The organism is Rosistilla ulvae (genome assembly GCF_007741475.1).
GTDB classification, from domain to species: domain Bacteria; phylum Planctomycetota; class Planctomycetia; order Pirellulales; family Pirellulaceae; genus Rosistilla; species Rosistilla ulvae.
Genome location: NZ_CP036261.1, coordinates 4,173,344 through 4,189,881, shown reverse-complemented (window position 1 = coordinate 4,189,881; position 16,538 = coordinate 4,173,344). Strand labels below are relative to the sequence as shown.

17 protein-coding genes are annotated in these 16,538 nt (G+C 51.5%); all 17 read left to right on the top strand.

Translation table 11 applies throughout. The features are described from left to right. Nucleotides 1–41: 41 nt before the first annotated feature. The 17 genes from EC9_RS14810 (at nucleotide 42) to EC9_RS14730 (ending at nucleotide 16,406) form a co-directional block, all read left to right on the top strand. The gene (locus EC9_RS14810) at nucleotides 42–602 is read left to right on the top strand and encodes an FkbM family methyltransferase (RefSeq protein WP_145346461.1); all 561 of its coding nucleotides are present in this window, start codon (nucleotides 42–44) and stop codon (nucleotides 600–602) included. After that, nucleotides 603–1,436: an asparagine synthase-related protein gene (locus EC9_RS14805; protein ID WP_145346459.1), complete on the top strand. Its 834-nt coding sequence runs from the start codon at nucleotides 603–605 to the stop codon at nucleotides 1,434–1,436. It abuts the gene before it with no gap. Beyond that, nucleotides 1,433–2,596, top strand: coding sequence for a glycosyltransferase family 4 protein (locus EC9_RS14800; RefSeq protein ID WP_145346457.1), 1,164 nt, complete (start codon nucleotides 1,433–1,435; stop codon nucleotides 2,594–2,596). Before EC9_RS14805 ends, EC9_RS14800 begins: the two co-directional genes overlap by 4 nt. After that, entirely contained in the window at nucleotides 2,596–3,714 is a 1,119-nt protein-coding gene (locus EC9_RS14795) for a glycosyltransferase family 4 protein (protein WP_145346455.1), read from the top strand. The genes EC9_RS14800 and EC9_RS14795 overlap by 1 nt, the downstream gene beginning before the upstream one ends. A 17-nt stretch (nucleotides 3,715–3,731) precedes the next feature. Then, nucleotides 3,732–4,943: a glycosyltransferase family 4 protein gene (locus tag EC9_RS14790; RefSeq protein ID WP_145346453.1), complete on the top strand. Its 1,212-nt coding sequence runs from the start codon at nucleotides 3,732–3,734 to the stop codon at nucleotides 4,941–4,943. After that, on the top strand, nucleotides 4,940–5,950 hold the full coding sequence (locus tag EC9_RS14785) for a glycosyltransferase family 2 protein (RefSeq protein WP_145346451.1): 1,011 nt from the start codon (nucleotides 4,940–4,942) through the stop codon (nucleotides 5,948–5,950). Before EC9_RS14790 ends, EC9_RS14785 begins: the two co-directional genes overlap by 4 nt. 62 nt (nucleotides 5,951–6,012) lie before the next feature. Continuing rightward, nucleotides 6,013–7,119, top strand: a complete 1,107-nt coding sequence (locus EC9_RS14780) for a glycosyltransferase family protein (RefSeq protein WP_145346449.1) — start codon at nucleotides 6,013–6,015, stop codon at nucleotides 7,117–7,119. Continuing rightward, nucleotides 7,116–8,102: an NAD-dependent epimerase/dehydratase family protein gene (locus EC9_RS14775; protein ID WP_145346447.1), complete on the top strand. Its 987-nt coding sequence runs from the start codon at nucleotides 7,116–7,118 to the stop codon at nucleotides 8,100–8,102. Before EC9_RS14780 ends, EC9_RS14775 begins: the two co-directional genes overlap by 4 nt. Before the next feature lie 175 nt (nucleotides 8,103–8,277). Next, nucleotides 8,278–9,039, top strand: a complete 762-nt coding sequence (locus EC9_RS14770) for a class I SAM-dependent methyltransferase (RefSeq protein WP_218934151.1) — start codon at nucleotides 8,278–8,280, stop codon at nucleotides 9,037–9,039. 206 nt (nucleotides 9,040–9,245) lie between these two features. Further along, nucleotides 9,246–10,091, top strand: a complete 846-nt coding sequence (locus EC9_RS14765) for a class I SAM-dependent methyltransferase (RefSeq protein ID WP_218934150.1) — start codon at nucleotides 9,246–9,248, stop codon at nucleotides 10,089–10,091. Between the two features lie 25 nt (nucleotides 10,092–10,116). After that, nucleotides 10,117–11,046 carry a glycosyltransferase family protein gene (locus EC9_RS14760; RefSeq protein WP_145346441.1) on the top strand — a complete coding sequence of 310 codons (930 nt, stop codon included), beginning with the start codon at nucleotides 10,117–10,119 and terminating at the stop codon, nucleotides 11,044–11,046. A gap of 28 nt (nucleotides 11,047–11,074) precedes the next feature. Beyond that, nucleotides 11,075–11,848: an FkbM family methyltransferase gene (locus tag EC9_RS14755; protein WP_145346439.1), complete on the top strand. Its 774-nt coding sequence runs from the start codon at nucleotides 11,075–11,077 to the stop codon at nucleotides 11,846–11,848. Between the two features lie 121 nt (nucleotides 11,849–11,969). Further along, nucleotides 11,970–12,755: a hypothetical protein gene (locus EC9_RS14750; RefSeq protein ID WP_145346437.1), complete on the top strand. Its 786-nt coding sequence runs from the start codon at nucleotides 11,970–11,972 to the stop codon at nucleotides 12,753–12,755. Next, nucleotides 12,745–13,743, top strand: coding sequence for a hypothetical protein (locus EC9_RS14745; RefSeq protein ID WP_145346435.1), 999 nt, complete (start codon nucleotides 12,745–12,747; stop codon nucleotides 13,741–13,743). The genes EC9_RS14750 and EC9_RS14745 overlap by 11 nt, the downstream gene beginning before the upstream one ends. Beyond that, nucleotides 13,743–14,390: a sulfotransferase family 2 domain-containing protein gene (locus tag EC9_RS14740; RefSeq protein ID WP_145346434.1), complete on the top strand. Its 648-nt coding sequence runs from the start codon at nucleotides 13,743–13,745 to the stop codon at nucleotides 14,388–14,390. The genes EC9_RS14745 and EC9_RS14740 overlap by 1 nt, the downstream gene beginning before the upstream one ends. A gap of 19 nt (nucleotides 14,391–14,409) precedes the next feature. Then, a complete protein-coding gene (locus EC9_RS14735) occupies nucleotides 14,410–15,483 on the top strand; it encodes a glycosyltransferase family 2 protein (protein WP_218934149.1) in 1,074 nt (357 codons plus the stop codon). A gap of 314 nt (nucleotides 15,484–15,797) precedes the next feature. Next, nucleotides 15,798–16,406: a hypothetical protein gene (locus EC9_RS14730; RefSeq protein WP_145346430.1), complete on the top strand. Its 609-nt coding sequence runs from the start codon at nucleotides 15,798–15,800 to the stop codon at nucleotides 16,404–16,406. The last annotated feature ends 132 nt before the right edge of the window (nucleotides 16,407–16,538 follow it).

Sequence of the window (16,538 nt, the reverse complement as noted above, 5' to 3'; positions counted from 1 at the left end):
CTGTTGTTACCGGAGAAACTCTTTCTGCCGAGGACGAATACTTGTTCTCTGAATTGCGTCGGGGGGATATTGCTATCGACCTTGGAGCAAACGTCGGAAAAATCACACAGTTAATGGCAAATACTGGCGCAAAAGTCCATGCGTTCGAGCCCGATCCGAACGCCTTTCGCGTGTTGGAAAAGAAGTTTCGCTGGAATTGGAACGTGCGTCTCCACAACGTCGCAGTTTCAAACAAGGTTGAGAGAATGAAGTTGTTCTTTCGTGAAGAACACTTGACCGATCCCGTCAAATATTCGGTAGGGTCAACGCTAAACCCTAACAAGACAAATAACAACAACGCCTTCTACGCTGAAGTTGATGTTATCAGGTTTTCTGATTTCCTGAGAAGATTTAGCCGCATACGTGTTTTAAAAATCGACATCGAGGGTGCGGAGGTTCATGTGTTGGAAGACCTGCTTAATAGAGATCTCCTGCGACGGGTCGACATCACACTTGTCGAGACGCATGAAGAGTGCATTCCGGACACTTCGCAAGGCATGGCCGTGATACGTCAACGTGTGAAGGATGCCGGTCTCTCTAACATTTACTTTAATTGGATATAGTTGCCAAGTTTCTATTTGTTATGTGCCAATGGTTCTAATGGAGACGGTGGCGATGAAATGTTGGCGGGATACGGGACCTATGGGAATTGGTTGAGGAAGGTCGATTACTACCGCTCTGCGAATGAAACCGGTTGGCGCGGTAAGATTCGTCCGTTGGCAAAGGCAGCCATGCCGTGGCGTTACTCGCAGGCTTATGATACATCATCCGACCCTCAGCATTGGACGGACTGTGTGAATCGGTATACCGACGCCGCGCGAGAGCGATTGTGGCGGCCTGAGCTGCGATTCTTGACCGATCAGCGCGATGAAGCGTTTGACCACGCATTTGAAATTGGTGGCGGTTTGCGCGGCGTCAATCGAGTGCAACGTTGCGACATGGAGACGTTTCTTCCGGAGGACATTCTTTGCAAGGTCGACATTGCGAGCATGCGTTTCGGTTTAGAAGTCCGACCGCCAATGCTGGATCGAAACTTCTTTGGATCGGTCAGCTCGATTGCCCCCGGCGCTTTATACGCACGGGATTCCGATGGACACAGCTACAGCGGTAAGATCCCACTGAAAACACTGGCCGCAAAGAAGCTTGGCGGTGCGTTTGCCAACCGACCAAAACAAGGCTTTGTTATGCCGTTGCAATCTTGGTTCGATCGCAACACCGGTCAGGCGGATGACGTTCGCCAACGACTGACAGACCCTGGAGCCAGTATCGCCCAGTGGTTTGAGCAAGAGCAAGTTCATGTAAACCTGGATGCGGGACGTGTTGTCAACGTTTGGTTGTTGTTGGTACTCGAAGAGTGGCTTTGTCAGATTGGCAGTCGTGAAACCAGTGCCGCATGAATAAAATCTCGCAAGCTTCGATCGATCGGTTTGCCGGTGGTCGATTTCTATTCGTGCTTGGACAATACGCGAAACTTGGTGGGGCGGAACGTCAGGCGATCATCCTGGCGGATCAACTAAGACGACGAGTTGGCTGCCATGTTGAGTTTTTGGCGTGGGGAGGTGAAGGCCGGGTTTCCAGTGAAATCAGGGAACTGGGCATCGAACCTCGCGTCTTTCCGCTCAACTGGAACAACGGAAGGATTTCGCAGCTCATCACCCTGCGTAGATTGCAGCGGTACCTGCGCTATGAATTGCGTCCTGACTACATTTTGCCGTATATCGGCTTTAACTGCAAAATTGTCGGAATGGTGTGGCGGCGGAGCAAGGCGAGTTTCACGTGGTGGAACCAACGCGACGAAGGGCGAGACATTTATGGCAGCAAGCTGGAACATAAAATAATTCATTCGGTGCCCAAAGTCGTATCGAATTCATATGAAGGGCGTGACTTTTTAGTCAGAAAGTTTGGGCTCCCTGAAAATAGAATCGAAGTACTCAACAATGGAATCGTAATACCTCAACGATCAGACAACTCCCATTGGCGGGAAACCTTAAGCATTCATTCAGATCAGCTATTGATCACGATGGTCGCAAACCTAACACAATTCAAGGATCACACGACGCTGCTAAAGGCGTTTGCGGAACTCCGCAAGACGGATGTTGGCAAACACTGTCATCTTGCCCTTGCAGGTCGATTGGCAGAATCGACCGATCTGTTAAAAGTACTTGCATTCGACCTTGGTTTATGTGGATCAGTGCATTTTCTTGGCGCTGTTGCTAAGCCTGCCAGTTTGTGGAGTGCGACAGATTTTGCCGTGCACAGTTCCGAAACAGAGGGCTGTCCAAACGCAGCGCTCGAAGCGATGTCGCACGGTTTGGCAGTTTGCGGCACCAATATCTCTGGCATGCGTCAGGCGGTTGGGGATACGGAGGCCGGCGACGTATTAGCCAGTCCTCGTGACGGGGACGGCTTGTTTCGCATTATGCATCGTCTGGCAAGTTCGTCTAATGAACGGTTGCAGCGTGGAGAGAGCAACCGGCGTCGAATTGTACAGCACTTTAGCCCCGAGGGACTTGCGGAGCGCGTTTTGCAACTGATCAATGAGCATCAGGTTATTTAATGGGACTTAAATCGAAGTATCGTCAGTGGAGAGTCGCCCGCGCGGATAACGATCGCGCAAAAAGTATGCAGGGCCGGCAATCGGTCGCCCTTGGGTTCGCTTGGCGTGCGGCAAACATCGGTGGTGTACGCCGTCATTTGGAATGCATTGAAAAATATTCACAGCATGCGGTCGCGTTGTACCCAAGTACTCCTTCGCACGACTTCTTAAAAACGCGTGATGAAAGATCCCAATACCATGCGGATTTGGGCGATCCGTTAATTGATCGGCACAGTCTATTTCACTCTCACGTCGATCCGGATTTCATTGCGATTGCTCAGCGTGCGCAACAAGCCGGCAAGGCTTGGGTGCACACGTATCACGCATTGTATTTTGCAGAGGACTATGGCGGCAAACTTAAAGCTTGGCAAGAAAAAACTAATCACGCATTGTTAAATCACGCGGCAAAAGCAGACGTTCGTATTTGCGTGAGCCCGTGGCTGGCAGGTTATTTGCTGGATCAGCATCGTATTGAAACAGTTGTCATTCCCAACGCCGTCGACGTCTCATTCTGTGATGGAATTAGGGCAAAGACGCAGGATGGTGCACGTATCAACACGGTGGTTTTTGTAGGGTCAAATGACGAAGTCAAGAATCCATCCGCGTTTATCGAAGTCGCCAGGCGTCTACCAGAGTTGCAGTTTTCAATGGTTGGTACTGGATTGACCAGAGGTAATTTCGAGGAGCGTTATTGCGTTGAAGTGCCCCTGAATGTCCAACCGTTGGGGCCGCTGTCTCATGAAGCCACGTTAGAATTGCTTTCACGCTGCTCAACGTTGGTGATGACTAGCCATCGTGAAGGTTTGCCAACGGTCTTGCTGGAAGCGATGGCAATGGAGAAACCTTGCGTGGCACCCAGGTCCTACGGTTGTGCTGACGTGATCGGGAGCGAGGAATTTGGTTTCCTCTACGAACCGAATAATCTTGAGGATTTGAAATGCAAAATCGGCCAATCGGTTAAGCTTGGACGTATGCCAAGGGCGAGGCGGCGCGTTGTCGATTCATTCAGTTGGCCAGTGGTTGCCAAGCAACTCGATGACATCTATTCGGGGCTGTTGAGCTCTTCCACACGCTTCTAAGCGTAAAGCGTTTGCTGATGCCCCCACGTTACCGCATTGCCGTTATCACGCGCACCTACCCGCCCAAGGGCGGAGGCATCGCGGCAGCACATTTTAACCTGGCCAGATGCCTGCGGAAACGACATGACGTCGGCATCTTTGCGTTCGACGATAATGACGCGGCGGTTGAGCCCAACGTGACACGTGCGAAGACTGCGGCCCCACTGGCCTGGATGCTACAGGCGGCAGCATCCGCTTGGATTAGGCGGTACGCAAAGGGGGAAGCAGCTACGAATTGTCAACGTATATTGCGGATCATTCCCGCGGTGCGGCGTTTGAACCGTTCGCTACGATCGTTCCGTCCCAATTTTGTCCTATGCCCCGATAATTTTGTTCCCGCCCTGGCGCTCAAGCTTCCCTCCGACAGCAAGTTGATCTGGGTCGCACACCACAATTATCGTCGATTTGAAGGCAATCCAATCGCAACGCAGTACTCGTGGATCGACCTGCAACTTGCGCACCGGTTGGAATTGCGGGCGTTCCGAAAGGCAGATGCCGTTGCTGCTGTCTCTCAGTACATCGCGGACGTGACACGCCAGACCTTTAACCCGGACTGTGATGTTCGGGTCATTCGGAATTTTGTCGATACGGAATTTTTGGATCAACTGGGGGACTCTTCTCCGAGAACGCGACTCGGTGTTTCTTCGCAAGCAACGTTGGTCTACATTCCATCGGGTGGTGCGGTGATAAAGGGTGAACGATACACGTGCGAAATCATTCGTCGCCTTTCTGTCATGGGTGACATCGCTTTTTTTGTCTCGGGAGCTATTTCTCAAACGCTTCGATTCGAATTAGACCAATTACCAAAACAAGTCGTAGTCTATGCGCCAGGTTCCCAGTCCTACATTCGCAATCTGGCGGACGTTGCGGCGTGTGACTGGGCGGTTTCCCCAACGCTGATAGAAAACTTCAGTAGTGCACTTGTCGAGGCACTTGCGTTGGGGCTACCGGTTGTCACCTGGGACGTGGGGGGCAATCGTGAACTGGTTGAATCCGGTGTCAATGGCTTCGTCGTTCCATTTATGGACATGGAATCTTTGATTCAACGTGCGATGGAATTGGCGAATTCGTCGGAACTGCGTGCTAGAATGCGAAAGAACGCGAAGGCTTCTGTCACGAATCTTGTTCGTCCCGAACGGGTTTTGGAGGAGTATGACAATCTGTTCCAAAGCGTTCTCGCTACGTCATGAAGCGTTCACCAAAATTCGCGGTATCGATCGTTACGCCGGTCTATAACGCTGCGGGTATGGTCCGATGTGCGGTAGAGTCGGCGGTGGCGTTGCCGGAGGTGGGTGAGGTCATTCTGGTCGAAGATGGATCGCCCGACGGGGCGATTGATGTTTGCCGCCAGTTGGAAAAAGAGTTTGAAAAAGTCAGGATGTTGCAGCATCCCGGAGGCGAGAACCGTGGGGCAGGCGCCAGTCGCAACCTGGGCATCCAGCACTCCCAGTTTCCGTTCATCGCATTTCTCGATGCAGACGATTGGTATCTGGAAAACCGCTTCGAAGCGGACAAACAGATCCTGTCCCAAGACTCAACGATCGATGGCGTCTACAACGCGCTAGGAAATCACTACGAGAGCGAGTCACTGCGGCAAATGTGGCTCGATCAAGGGCGCCCTGAATTGCTGACGCTGACCGGGGGCGTGCCGACGCCCGAAGAGTTGCCGCTGGTCTTGTTGCACGCGCATCCGACGATCAAAGGTGATTTCAGCACCGATACCATCACGGTCCGGCGCGAGTTCTTTGATCGGGTTGGCCTTTTTCATACCGAGCTTCGGCTGCAACAGGACACTCACATGTGGAAGCGGATGAGCGCTTTTGGGCGGTTAGCGGCTGGCAACCTGGCAACCCCCGTCGTCGTCCGGCGAGTACATGCCAACAATCGCATGACCCAGGTGGATGAACATCACAAGTACATGGAATTGTGGTGGCGAGACCTTGGGCAGTGCTTCCGAAACGGAAGGGTTCGTTCGGACATCATGCAGGCCTATCGCCGCGGATACGCAAAATTTCGCGCCGGGCGTGGTGAGCGATGGAAGGCAGCCAAGGCAATCGGCATCTGGTTGCTGCATGAACCAAGTCAATTTCGGGAACGTTATGGTTTTTTTGACCAAACGGTGCGTGAGGCGTTTCGATCTACTCCAGTCATCGACCGAGTTTTGTCGGTGAAAAATCGATTTATTAGTGCGGAATAGCCGTGCTCTGCGAGCACCTGTCATGAATAACACCCGATTCCTAATATAGCCATTCCTACATAATGCGAATTCTCGTTGGTAATATTCCGCTTCCCAGCAATCGCTTTCTTGTCGATCTGAACGCAGCGATTGCCCAAAATCACGAACTGACTCACGACCATCGGCGTTTTTGGAACAGAGAGGGGGACTTTGATGTCGTGCATTTGCACTTCCCCGAATATCTCACCAACGAGGTTCAGCAGGCCTATTTCGACGATGCGCTCGATGACCAAATGTTTTCGGATATTGAAGCACGTATGGCGTATTGGTCAGCACGCTCCAAGATCGTTTTTACGCGGCATGTGTTGTTGCCTCACTTGGCGACAACCAATCCGCGTTGGGAGCAATTGTATGAAATGGTTTATCGATATGCGCATGGCATCGTCCATTTTGCTCAACCAAGCATTGATGAATTCAACAGCCGATACTCCGATACGGCGTTTGTGCACGGTCCGCCGCAGCATGTAATCGTGCCACATCAAAATTATTGCAGCTTGCCAAATGTAATTTCACGCGTGGAAGCACGAAATCAGCTCGGGATTCCTAAGGAAGCACGCGTCATGCTCGTCTTTGGGGCGGTACGGAATGACGCAGAGCGAGCGTTGATTTTAAACACGTTTCAAAATATCGACGACAAAAATAAGTTTTTATTGATTTCCCGATGGCGAGAGAAGTTGTACCATGTCTCGTGGATTCGTTTAAAATATTGGTTGCGTGATTTGACTCGTCTGTACTACCGCTTACATCCCCGATTTCGCCTGAATTACAGCTTCGTTGAAGACAACCATACACAGCTCTATTTAAATGCTGCCGATGTACTGTTCATCCCTCGGCTCAAAGTACTAAATTCCGGCAATATCACCTTGGGAATGACTTTTGGGAAAGTTGTCGTTGGTCCCGACTGGCTTGATGTTGGTCATCTGCTGCGCGAAACCGGAAACGTTGTGTTTGATCCCGAGCGACCGGCGACCGCCGCCAAGGCGATGGAGCGTGGGTTCAACTTGGCTTCCGATAGCACGCTCGGGAAGCAGAACCAGGAGCTCGCGCTGTCGCAGTGGTCTGCGGGGCAATGTGCCGATTTATACGCAAACTTTTTCCGCGTTCTCACAACATCGAGTATCCGTTCATGAAGAAGATTCTAGTCACCGGCGGCGCCGGATTTGTTGGTCGCCGGTTTGTTAAGCGTTGCCTCGACAACGGGGATCAGGTGCACTGTGTCGATCCGATCGCACGTGATACCGGGGGGATCCATCCAGACGGTGGGTTTCCATTGTATGCTCCGTTCGACTATTCCAGTTTTCATTTTTATGAACAGGATTGTCGACAGTGGTTTCGCGAACATGACGACGATGATTTCGACTACGTCTTTCATTTGGCGGCGATGGTTGGCGGTCGGGCGATGATCGAAAATAGTCCGCTTGCCGTTGCGGACGACCTTTCCATTGACGCCGAATATTGGCAGTGGGCCAAGAAGGTCAAGCCTGCTAAAACGGTTTGCTTCAGTAGCAGCGCTGCCTATCCGATCGGTCGTCAGCGCGAACAGGGGTACCAGCTTCTATCCGAAGATATGATTGCCTTTGACGACGACATCGGAATGCCCGACATGTCATACGGTTGGGCGAAACTGACCTGCGAATATTTGGCACGGTTGGCGTACGAGAAGCACGGCTTGAAGTCGGTTTGTTACCGTCCGTTTAGCGGATATGGGGAGGATCAAGATGACAGCTATCCGTTCCCGAGCATTTGCAAGCGGGCGATGGCCCATGTCGGCGAGGAGAAGTTGACGGTGTGGGGGACTGGGGACCAAATGCGGGATTTCATCTACATCGAAGACTGTGTCGACGGCGTCTTCGCCACGATGGATAAGATCAATGATGGCGACGCACTGAATCTCTCGACGGGCATCTACACCAGTTTTAAGCAATTTGCCCGCATCGCGGCGGAGGAATGCGGTTACGAGCCCGAGGTGGTTGGATTGTCCGACAAACCTGCTGGGGTACATGCACGCGGTGGATGTACCAAAAAACAGGTGGAGTACGGGTTTTCGCACAAAGTGGACTTCCACGCTGGAGTTAAGAAGGCGTTAGAGCTTTATGCGTCGCAAACGCAGTAGGGCTCATGGATATTTGCAACGGTATGGTCGGCTGTTGAGACCCGAGTTTATAACGATACTTTTAGGCAAGACATTGAAACGCTCTCTAATCGCACGAGGTCTGAATAAGCTCCATCACGTCACGGAAAAGTTGCGGCCGACGCACGGATCTGCGAGTACAGTGCCCCCAAAGTACGTGAACACACTTCGAAGCATCGAGGCTTGTTGTGGTAGTTTGGATGGAAAGTCGGTTTTAGAGGTGGGCAGCGATCCCGCGGGCAAGTTTATGGCATATATAAGCCACGAACGTGAACTTGTTCGTGGTGTTGGGATTAACCCGTGCCTTCGTGAAGAAAAGTCGTTCGGTAATGTTCAGTTGAAACGGGTTGATGCGCGGCATATGCCGTTCGGCGACAACCAGTTTGATGTAATTACATCAGTGTCGGTCCTGGAACATGTTAGAGATCTAGAGTTGGCAGTCGCAGAAATGTTTCGTGTTGTTCGTCCTGGTGGTTATTTGTGGGCTGAGTTGGGGCCCGTCTGGTCAGGTAGTTGGGGGCACCACCTCTGGATCGATTCATTTCAAGGAAAGACTGTTAGTTGGCGAACACATGCCCTGCCCCCGTACAGTCACCTCTTAATGACTAAAGAGGAAATGCGTGGATGGTGCCAGAAACAGTATCAAAATGCAGAATTGAGTGAGGCCATAGTCGAATTCGTTTATCATTCGGATGAACAGAATCGATTGTTTTACAGCGACTACGAGAGAATTGTCCAAGAGTCTCCTTTTGAGACCGTTTTTTTTGTCGGGATTCCTGATGTCCCGCTGAGACCAGGTTACGAGTGCAGTGATAGTGCAACACTGTTTCGGGAGCTTGCGTTGCGGTATCCAGGGAAATCCGGCTTTGGGTACCATGTTATTTGTATGCTACTTTATAAGCCAGAAGTTGCTGTCTGAAGTACGGTGTAATTTGGTTCTTTGGTGAAGTGTTTATCCGGTTCAACTTGACTTGTGAATAAAACGTCGCGTCTGGTGACCGTCGAACTTGGTATTCCCGCGTGAAGTCTAGTTACAGGATGTTTGTGTTGAATTATTCCGAACCGTGGCGTTGCTCATGTGACAAGGGTTGATGGTTGCAGGTCTGCTTTATGAGGAGGAATTTGGTGCAAATTGAACGAGTTGGATGTTACAATTGTGGCAGCGTTAGGAACACGCCCTACGACACGGAAAACGGATTTCAGCTTGTCAAATGTAGTTCATGTGGGCTCGTCTATCTTTCGCCGCGTCCTTCGCAATCCGAAATCACTGCGGCGACGAAAACTGGTCAGCATCGTGGCGACGATTTAATCGACACAACGGGAATGTTCAGCGATGCCGCAATTCCACGCTATCTGGATATCCTCAAGGATTTTTTTCCGAAGCGGATGGAGCAAACAGCCTCTTGGCTGGATATAGGCTGTGGACATGGTGAGTTCATTACTTCAATCGAACGGTATTTCGGCGGCAAGGTGTCGGCAAAGGGGTGTGAGCCCAACAAGTCTAAGATCGCTAGTGCCAATCGTCACGGATTGGATGTGACGTACTTTGACCTATCGTCACATGATCGCGAATACGATATCGTGTCGGCGCTGAACGTCTTTTCTCATTTGCCAGACCCTATTGAGACACTCCGTGACTGGGGGCAACTGATTCGGCCAGGGGGGCTTCTGTTTTTGGAGACAGGTCACAGTTCCCATTTAAAACCGGTGGATCACCATAAGCCGTATTACGTCCCCGACCACCTCAGCTTTGCAAACCGTGGGATTGTCGAAAGCATTCTTGCTAAGATTGGATTCCGTGTTTGCAAGACGAAAATCTATAGACACTCCGTTTTCCTTCCGCTGAGCTGGAAGGCGACCCTGCGAGAAGGGGGGAAGCTAGTGTTGCGGCGGCCGAATCGCTTTCGCGAAATGTTTCCGAAGCAACCCAAACGAGACATGTTTATTCTTGCCCGTCGAGAGAATTTCTAGACGGCCACTTTGAGCGGTAGAGCACATGAATTCTTCCTCTCTTGCGCCAATAGTGCTGTTTGTTTATGGACGCCCTGAACATACGCGTGCCACACTCGAATCCCTTTCACGAAACGGACTTGCGAAGGAATCGTTACTCTACATTTTCGCCGATGGACCTCGCAATGATGCTTCCTTGAAGACCCTCGAGGCGATTAAGGAGGTGCGGAAAATTATTCGAGAACGCCCGTGGTGCGGTGAGGTGAAAATCGTCCAATCCGATATCAATCGCGGTTTAGCCAAGTCAATCGTCGAAGGAGTTGGCTCAGTTTGCGAGAAGCATGGGGACGTAATTGTGTTGGAAGACGATTTGGAAACGTCTCCAGGGTTCTTGCGGTATATGAATGATGGTTTGGCCGTTTATCGCAACGACAGCACCGTAATGCAGATTTCGGCTTTTAACATTCGCAATCGTTTTTTCGCTCCACAAACGGGCTTTTTGCGGACAAGCACCTCCTGGGGGTGGGCGACATGGCAGCGTGCATGGTCGCTATACCAGGAGGACGCAAACGCGTTGATGGTCGGCGTGCAGAAAAAAGACGCACGGGCTTTCGATCTCGGTGGGGTTTCGTTTCATCACGAGGAACTTCAGCGGAATATCGACGGCGATTTAAGCACGTGGGCGGTAAAATGGTACGCGACAATATTTTTGCATGATGGCTTGTGTCTGTACCCCCGTAAAACGATGGTGCGGAATTTGGGCTTTGATGGGACAGGAGAAAATTGTCATGAAGATGCGGAGGGCTTTCATCGCCAGTGGCGATTAGCGTCCCGAATCCGCGTCAGCCGCCAGCCGGTTGTCGAGAACAATATCTATCTTTCCGCGATGCAGAGACATTACAGAAAACTTCTGAAGCGATGGACCAAGACGCGGCTTCGGGACCGTCTTTTAAGAAAGCTCGATTTGTTTCGTTGAGCACCGCGGTCAGGAAATACGATTTTCAATGAAAAACTTTGTTAAGCGTGCCTTGAACGCCTCTCTGGCACCCATGGGATTGGAACTCACACGTATCCGGCGCGATGCCTCGCCGCCAGTCCCGAAACATGCCTTGCCGACTTGCAAGGAGCGGCTTGCACAAGCGAAGTCAATCGGATTTGTGGCCAGCGATATTATCGATGCCGGAGCCTTCACGGGTGGCTGGACGTCGGAGGTGAGTTCCATTTTCCCCGACGCGCGCTTTCTGGTCATCGAGCCTAACCCGCACACGCAGCAGAAGATCCGGGACAGCATTGCCGGGCTTTGCGGGCGCGCGACATTGATTCCAAAAGCTGTTGCGGACGAACCGGGTACGCTGGCATTTAATATTTGGGGGGATCCCAGCCAAGCAACCAGCGCATCGCTTCAGTCGCATGTCCGGGGCGATGCCGGGTGCCAAATTGATGTTGACGTTGTGACTATCGATTCGCTGATCGATAAACACGGTTTTGCTCCGCAATTAATAAAACTCGATTTGCAGGGTGCGGAAATCAGGGCGTTGCATGGTTGCAGCGAGGCGTTAAAGCGGACGGAGATGTTTGTCGTTGAATTCGGGTGCCTGCAAGCCTACATCGATCGCGCTACCCCAAGAGAACTTATGAACATCTTTTATGACAACAACTACTGTTTGTATGACATTGTCGACTGCCACTACCGCCCTTACGATAACGCACTAACTGGTGGTGACTTCTTTTTCGTCAAGAATTCAAGCCCTTTGAAAGAGCATCTTGACTACTCCTAAACGCGTCGTCGACGCGCGGCTATTCTCAATCGAGATACGACGATTGCTTGAAATGAGATTGTCATCTTCTCTGCAACAGCATTGACGGCTCTGAAGTTTTGTCTCGTCTTCTTCGCTTTTTATGATTCGCCTGTTCACCTCGTTCTATTTGGCGCCCGACGATGCACGTTTGGCGGAGATTGTTGAGTGTTTGCATCGTAACGTTGCTGCCAACGCTGTTGATGAAGTTTGCCTGCTTTTGGAAACCTGTTCGGGACCGTTTGAGCACCCAAAGATTAAGGCGCGTCCAATTTCAGGGCGTCCTCTGTATCGCGACTTGTTCGAATGGGCACGGGAGTCCTGCAAGTCAAATGACGATCTGTCGATCGTTTGTAACAGCGATATCTACTTTGACTCTTCGCTGCTCGCGCTTCAGCGGACCTTGCAAGCTAACCAGTGTGTGGCCCTGACGCGATGGGATGTACGCAATAATGGTTCCGCAATCCTGTTCAATCGCAACGATACTCAAGATGCCTGGATCTTTCGTGGGCCGCCTCGGGACATCGTTGACGATTTTCCCATTGGGGTACCCCGCTGTGACAACCGTATAATGTACGAACTGCGTCGGGCCGGCTATCTAGTAATCAATCCTGCCTTTTCCGTCCGCTCTTACCATTTACACGCTGGGCAGAGAGAGGAATATGACCAAACAAAGTTATCAGCCTTTGTGGATCCCCCCTACCAGTACCTTTGGCCGCACAATTTGTGCTCGCTGAACCGCACACTGTTGTACAACCTGTTGCATCCGTCGGAACGGATTGGTTGGCGTATGGATTGGCGTTGGCTTCGCGGTACGTTACCGGTGCGATGTCTGCAAAAATTTGCATCGGCGTTAACACGCACCAAGGGGGCAACCGATGTTGCGTAAGTTGGTTCGACGCTATCGCGCGACGCATCTGTCACACACCAACCGGCGTGCCTTGGGGCGGGTTGTCACCGGCGGCAAAGTCCGCGGCCGCGTGCCCATTTTCTTCATCTTTACGCCCGAATTGGTGCATTTTGCACCATTCTGTATGCACGAAGATTTGCCTGGTTTCGAATCGGTGATCGTGCTGAATGCGGTGTCGGCCGATGACGAGTATTGGTTGCGGAAGACGCTTCCCAATCGTCCACTTGTCCGTCTGTCCGCTTCGCTTCGACGCAACTCGCAAAGCATGCTTGCGCATGCCGACGTTCTGAAGGACCTTTGTTCTGTCTGTCCCGAAACGTTTTGCATCCAGGATCCCGATTGTTTCGTTACCGATCCCACCTTTTACGATTCGGTTTCAATGGACCCCGATGTGCATTTTGCAGCGGGACCGTTTACGAAATCCACAACGGATCACGGTCTCGATATCCCCGACACGTTTTTCTTGATGCTGCACGGCGCTGCAGTGCAACGGATTCGCGATAAATTTGGCGTTTCAGCAGATGTTACTGTCGAATTGCCGACAGTCGCGGCAAACGAGGTGCGGACGATCGGTTATAAGCCGGGAGAGTACCCTGAACAATTTAAGGGCTACTTCGATACGTTGCAGGCCTACTGGCTACTGTCGCTTGCCGAGGGGCGATCGTTCAACAAATTGCCTGGTGATGGAGCAAGTCTTTACCACATTGGTGGTACGAGTTATCTAAAAAACAGCGATTTGAATTTGTCGCATTGGGACTTCTGGCCGCTGAGCGTTCGCTACTTCAACATGCGTCTGTTGGAGTTCGATTGCCTCGCTCGGTTCCGCGAACGCTTCAGTTACTTGAATGACATCCACGGGGCCGCAGACCGATTAGTAATGGATTACCCGGAATTTTTGAAGTCGTCGAGATATTCGAACATCGATAAAATTCTGAACGCCGTGGGGCCGGTCACGAGGGCGTTTTGATGGCGGTCTTCTACAATTCCAGCCACAGGGTTTATGCCTTCGTCAGTTTCAAGGTTTTGTACTCAGCGTTTACGGCCGCATCCGCCTGGGACGAACTGGACGTTGTACCGCGGCCCCGGATGTTGATGCGCGAGATTTTAAATGGCGGCCTGCCACCCGCTTATCATTTGGTTCGATCTCCAGTTTCGCGTACCGTTTCGTGCTTCATGGACAAATACCGAAAGCAGCCAACGCGGATTGATTGCGAGGGATTTTGTTGGCAGCATTGCCACGAAATCCTGTATTCACATCTAGGCATCACAAGGGGAGCCTCGGATTCTGAGATAGCAGACGCATTCCTGCGTTTCCGCTTTGACGAATTTGTGAACTTGTTACCCGATCTCTACCATCGCGACGCCCACTTCAATCCACAGGTCTGGACAAACCGTCTGTTTTTCGCTGGTAAGCATCGAATGCGATGGCCGCAATGTAAGATTTTGCGGGTCGAGGAGTCCGAGTCATTGGTGGTCATTCCCGATATTGATTTTTCGACAAAGACGAATACGACGGGGCATATTGAACGCGACTTCGAAGTGACCGATGCACAACGATCGGTCATCCACCAATTGTATCGCGCCGACCTTGCCTTGGACGGATGCGTCAGTTGAAAGCTTTTCGCAGCTTGCAATGAACACACCTCTCGTCACCGTGGTCATCCCGCATTTTAATCGGGCGGATCTGTTGGTTGAAACGATTGCTTCGCTGAGGGCGCAGACGTTCCCGAATTGGGAGGCGGTTGTTGTAGATGACGGGTCCGATTCGGACCAGTGGGAAGCGATCCAGCAGATGCGCGACGATCGGATTCAGGTGGTCGCACGAGACAGTCAACCCAAGGGACCATCGGCGTGCCGGAACATGGGCGTTGGGATGAGTCGAGGAACGCACGTCGTATTTCTCGACTCAGATGACTTGATGGCACCGTGGTGCCTGACGAATCGAATGGACTCCGTTGCCCAGAACCCGGAGCAAGGTTTTTGGGTCTTTCCGGTTCTCTTGTTCCAGCATCAGATGGGAGACTCCGAAGTCGGCTGGAACGATTTTCAGTCAGGACCCGATCTGATGCGGTTTATACAGGCGGATCCACCGTGGCATACCTCGTCTCCGATTTGGACAAGGACCGCACTCGACGACCTTAATGGATTTAATGAGGCGGTGATGTATGGAGACGACACCGATTTACACATTCGCGCCTTGTTGCGGAAGATACCTTACGCCAAGATCGATTCCGCCCTTCCGGATCTGTTTGTTCGTCGCGACGCGTCACCCAGGATCACGAATTCGTTGTCGGAAAGCATGATCGAGTCGCGGCGGGTACGTCTACTCGAAGGTTCCAAAGCGTTATCGGATGCTGACCGCCGGAGTGTCGAGGCTTGGGCGGGGCAATATTTTGTCGAGTGTGAGTTTCTGCTGTTCAATACGTCGAAACCAACAGCCAACATGCAAGCGGTTGTGTCGGATTGGACGGCATCGCATCACCCAAGTTGGGGCCAACGATTTGTGGTGCAATCCTATCTGACATTTGCCATCGCAACACGCGACAGGGCGTACGTTCTGTTGAGAGTCGCACGCCGCATCGTAATGAATATGTTGCCCATGTCTTATTTCCCCGATGGTGGATCGTTTCAAAATACAACGCTCTCAAAAGAAATAATCGAACAGGTCCGATCTCAACTGTCTAAGACGGTCACAGTTTCCAGGTGATGTGGCCTTTAAGGAACTGCTAAGATCAGCGTGTTCAAGCCTAAACGCGATCGTCAAGCAGCCGGTAATGGCTGTTTTGACGGGTGGTCATGCGGCGAACCAGGAAACAAGCACTTAACAATTCCAGATTAGCCAATGTCTCAACAACTTCGTGAGCAAGTAAAAGAATCCAGCTACGTTGTCGGCTGATATTTACGCGTCCCATTGCGTCCATCATCGTCTCCAACGGAAGATTCGGTTCCAATTTGTTGTTGAATCTGCTTTCGTCTCACCCGCGGGTAAAACATTGTGGAGAACGCTTCACCGATAGCCGAATGAAACGCAAAGACTTCAGCGATCGACACTTGTTGAAGAAGTTCAAACAGGATTTGCAAAGGAAAGGATTCGAAAAAGCCGTCGGCGCAAAGTTCCTTTATTACCGCCTGAAAGGAGAATACGCCGATCGATTTAATGCGCCGGCGTTACGGGACGTGCAACAATACATCTTGCAAAACCGGCGACTGCGAATTGTGCATTTGACGCGGCGGAACGTCTTGCGGACGGTGATCTCCATGATTGCGGCACCAAGACCAGCGTCTACCGTGCTCATGATAAGACGCAACTGCCTAGCGATGCGACCGTCAAAGTCTCGCCAGAAGACTGCCTCGCACGACTTCAAGTGGTGCGCAACTTTGAAACAAAAGCTCGCCAACGGTTTTCTCACCATCCCATGCTGGAAATGGTATATGAAGACTTGGTTGCTAATCAAGATCAAGCAACAGACCGTTTGCTGCGTTTTTTTGAATGTCGACCGCATACCGGTGAGCGGTCGCATGGTGCGACAAAGCAAAAGTTTGCTCGATTCGGTATTAAATTACGATGAGTTGGCAGGAGCATTGGCGGGAACAGAGTGGGGATCGATGCTCACGGACGATGTCGTTTGAACAAACATAAATGAACAGAAGCGACTCGATGACTAAAAAAGTCAAGTTCGTGATCGGAGGCGCCCAGAAATGTGGAATGTCGGTATTATCGGTAAGTCTCAGGGCCCACCCCGAGATTTTTATCCCAGCGCA

What these genes read in the sequence shown, in the direction of transcription:
- EC9_RS14750 (WP_145346437.1), top strand. Translation starts at nt 11,970, where the DNA reads ATGATTCGCCTGTTCACCTCGTTCTATTTGGCGCCCGACGATGCACGT.
- EC9_RS14775 (WP_145346447.1), top strand. Translation starts at nt 7,116, where the DNA reads ATGAAGAAGATTCTAGTCACCGGCGGCGCCGGATTTGTTGGTCGCCGG.
- EC9_RS14755 (WP_145346439.1), top strand. Translation starts at nt 11,075, where the DNA reads ATGAAAAACTTTGTTAAGCGTGCCTTGAACGCCTCTCTGGCACCCATG.
- EC9_RS14735 (WP_218934149.1), top strand. Translation starts at nt 14,410, where the DNA reads ATGAACACACCTCTCGTCACCGTGGTCATCCCGCATTTTAATCGGGCG.
- EC9_RS14790 (WP_145346453.1), top strand. Translation starts at nt 3,732, where the DNA reads ATGCCCCCACGTTACCGCATTGCCGTTATCACGCGCACCTACCCGCCC.
- EC9_RS14785 (WP_145346451.1), top strand. Translation starts at nt 4,940, where the DNA reads ATGAAGCGTTCACCAAAATTCGCGGTATCGATCGTTACGCCGGTCTAT.
- EC9_RS14780 (WP_145346449.1), top strand. Translation starts at nt 6,013, where the DNA reads ATGCGAATTCTCGTTGGTAATATTCCGCTTCCCAGCAATCGCTTTCTT.
- EC9_RS14760 (WP_145346441.1), top strand. Translation starts at nt 10,117, where the DNA reads ATGAATTCTTCCTCTCTTGCGCCAATAGTGCTGTTTGTTTATGGACGC.
- EC9_RS14730 (WP_145346430.1), top strand. Translation starts at nt 15,798, where the DNA reads ATGAAACGCAAAGACTTCAGCGATCGACACTTGTTGAAGAAGTTCAAA.
- EC9_RS14795 (WP_145346455.1), top strand. Translation starts at nt 2,596, where the DNA reads ATGGGACTTAAATCGAAGTATCGTCAGTGGAGAGTCGCCCGCGCGGAT.
- EC9_RS14745 (WP_145346435.1), top strand. Translation starts at nt 12,745, where the DNA reads ATGTTGCGTAAGTTGGTTCGACGCTATCGCGCGACGCATCTGTCACAC.
- EC9_RS14800 (WP_145346457.1), top strand. Translation starts at nt 1,433, where the DNA reads ATGAATAAAATCTCGCAAGCTTCGATCGATCGGTTTGCCGGTGGTCGA.
- EC9_RS14740 (WP_145346434.1), top strand. Translation starts at nt 13,743, where the DNA reads ATGGCGGTCTTCTACAATTCCAGCCACAGGGTTTATGCCTTCGTCAGT.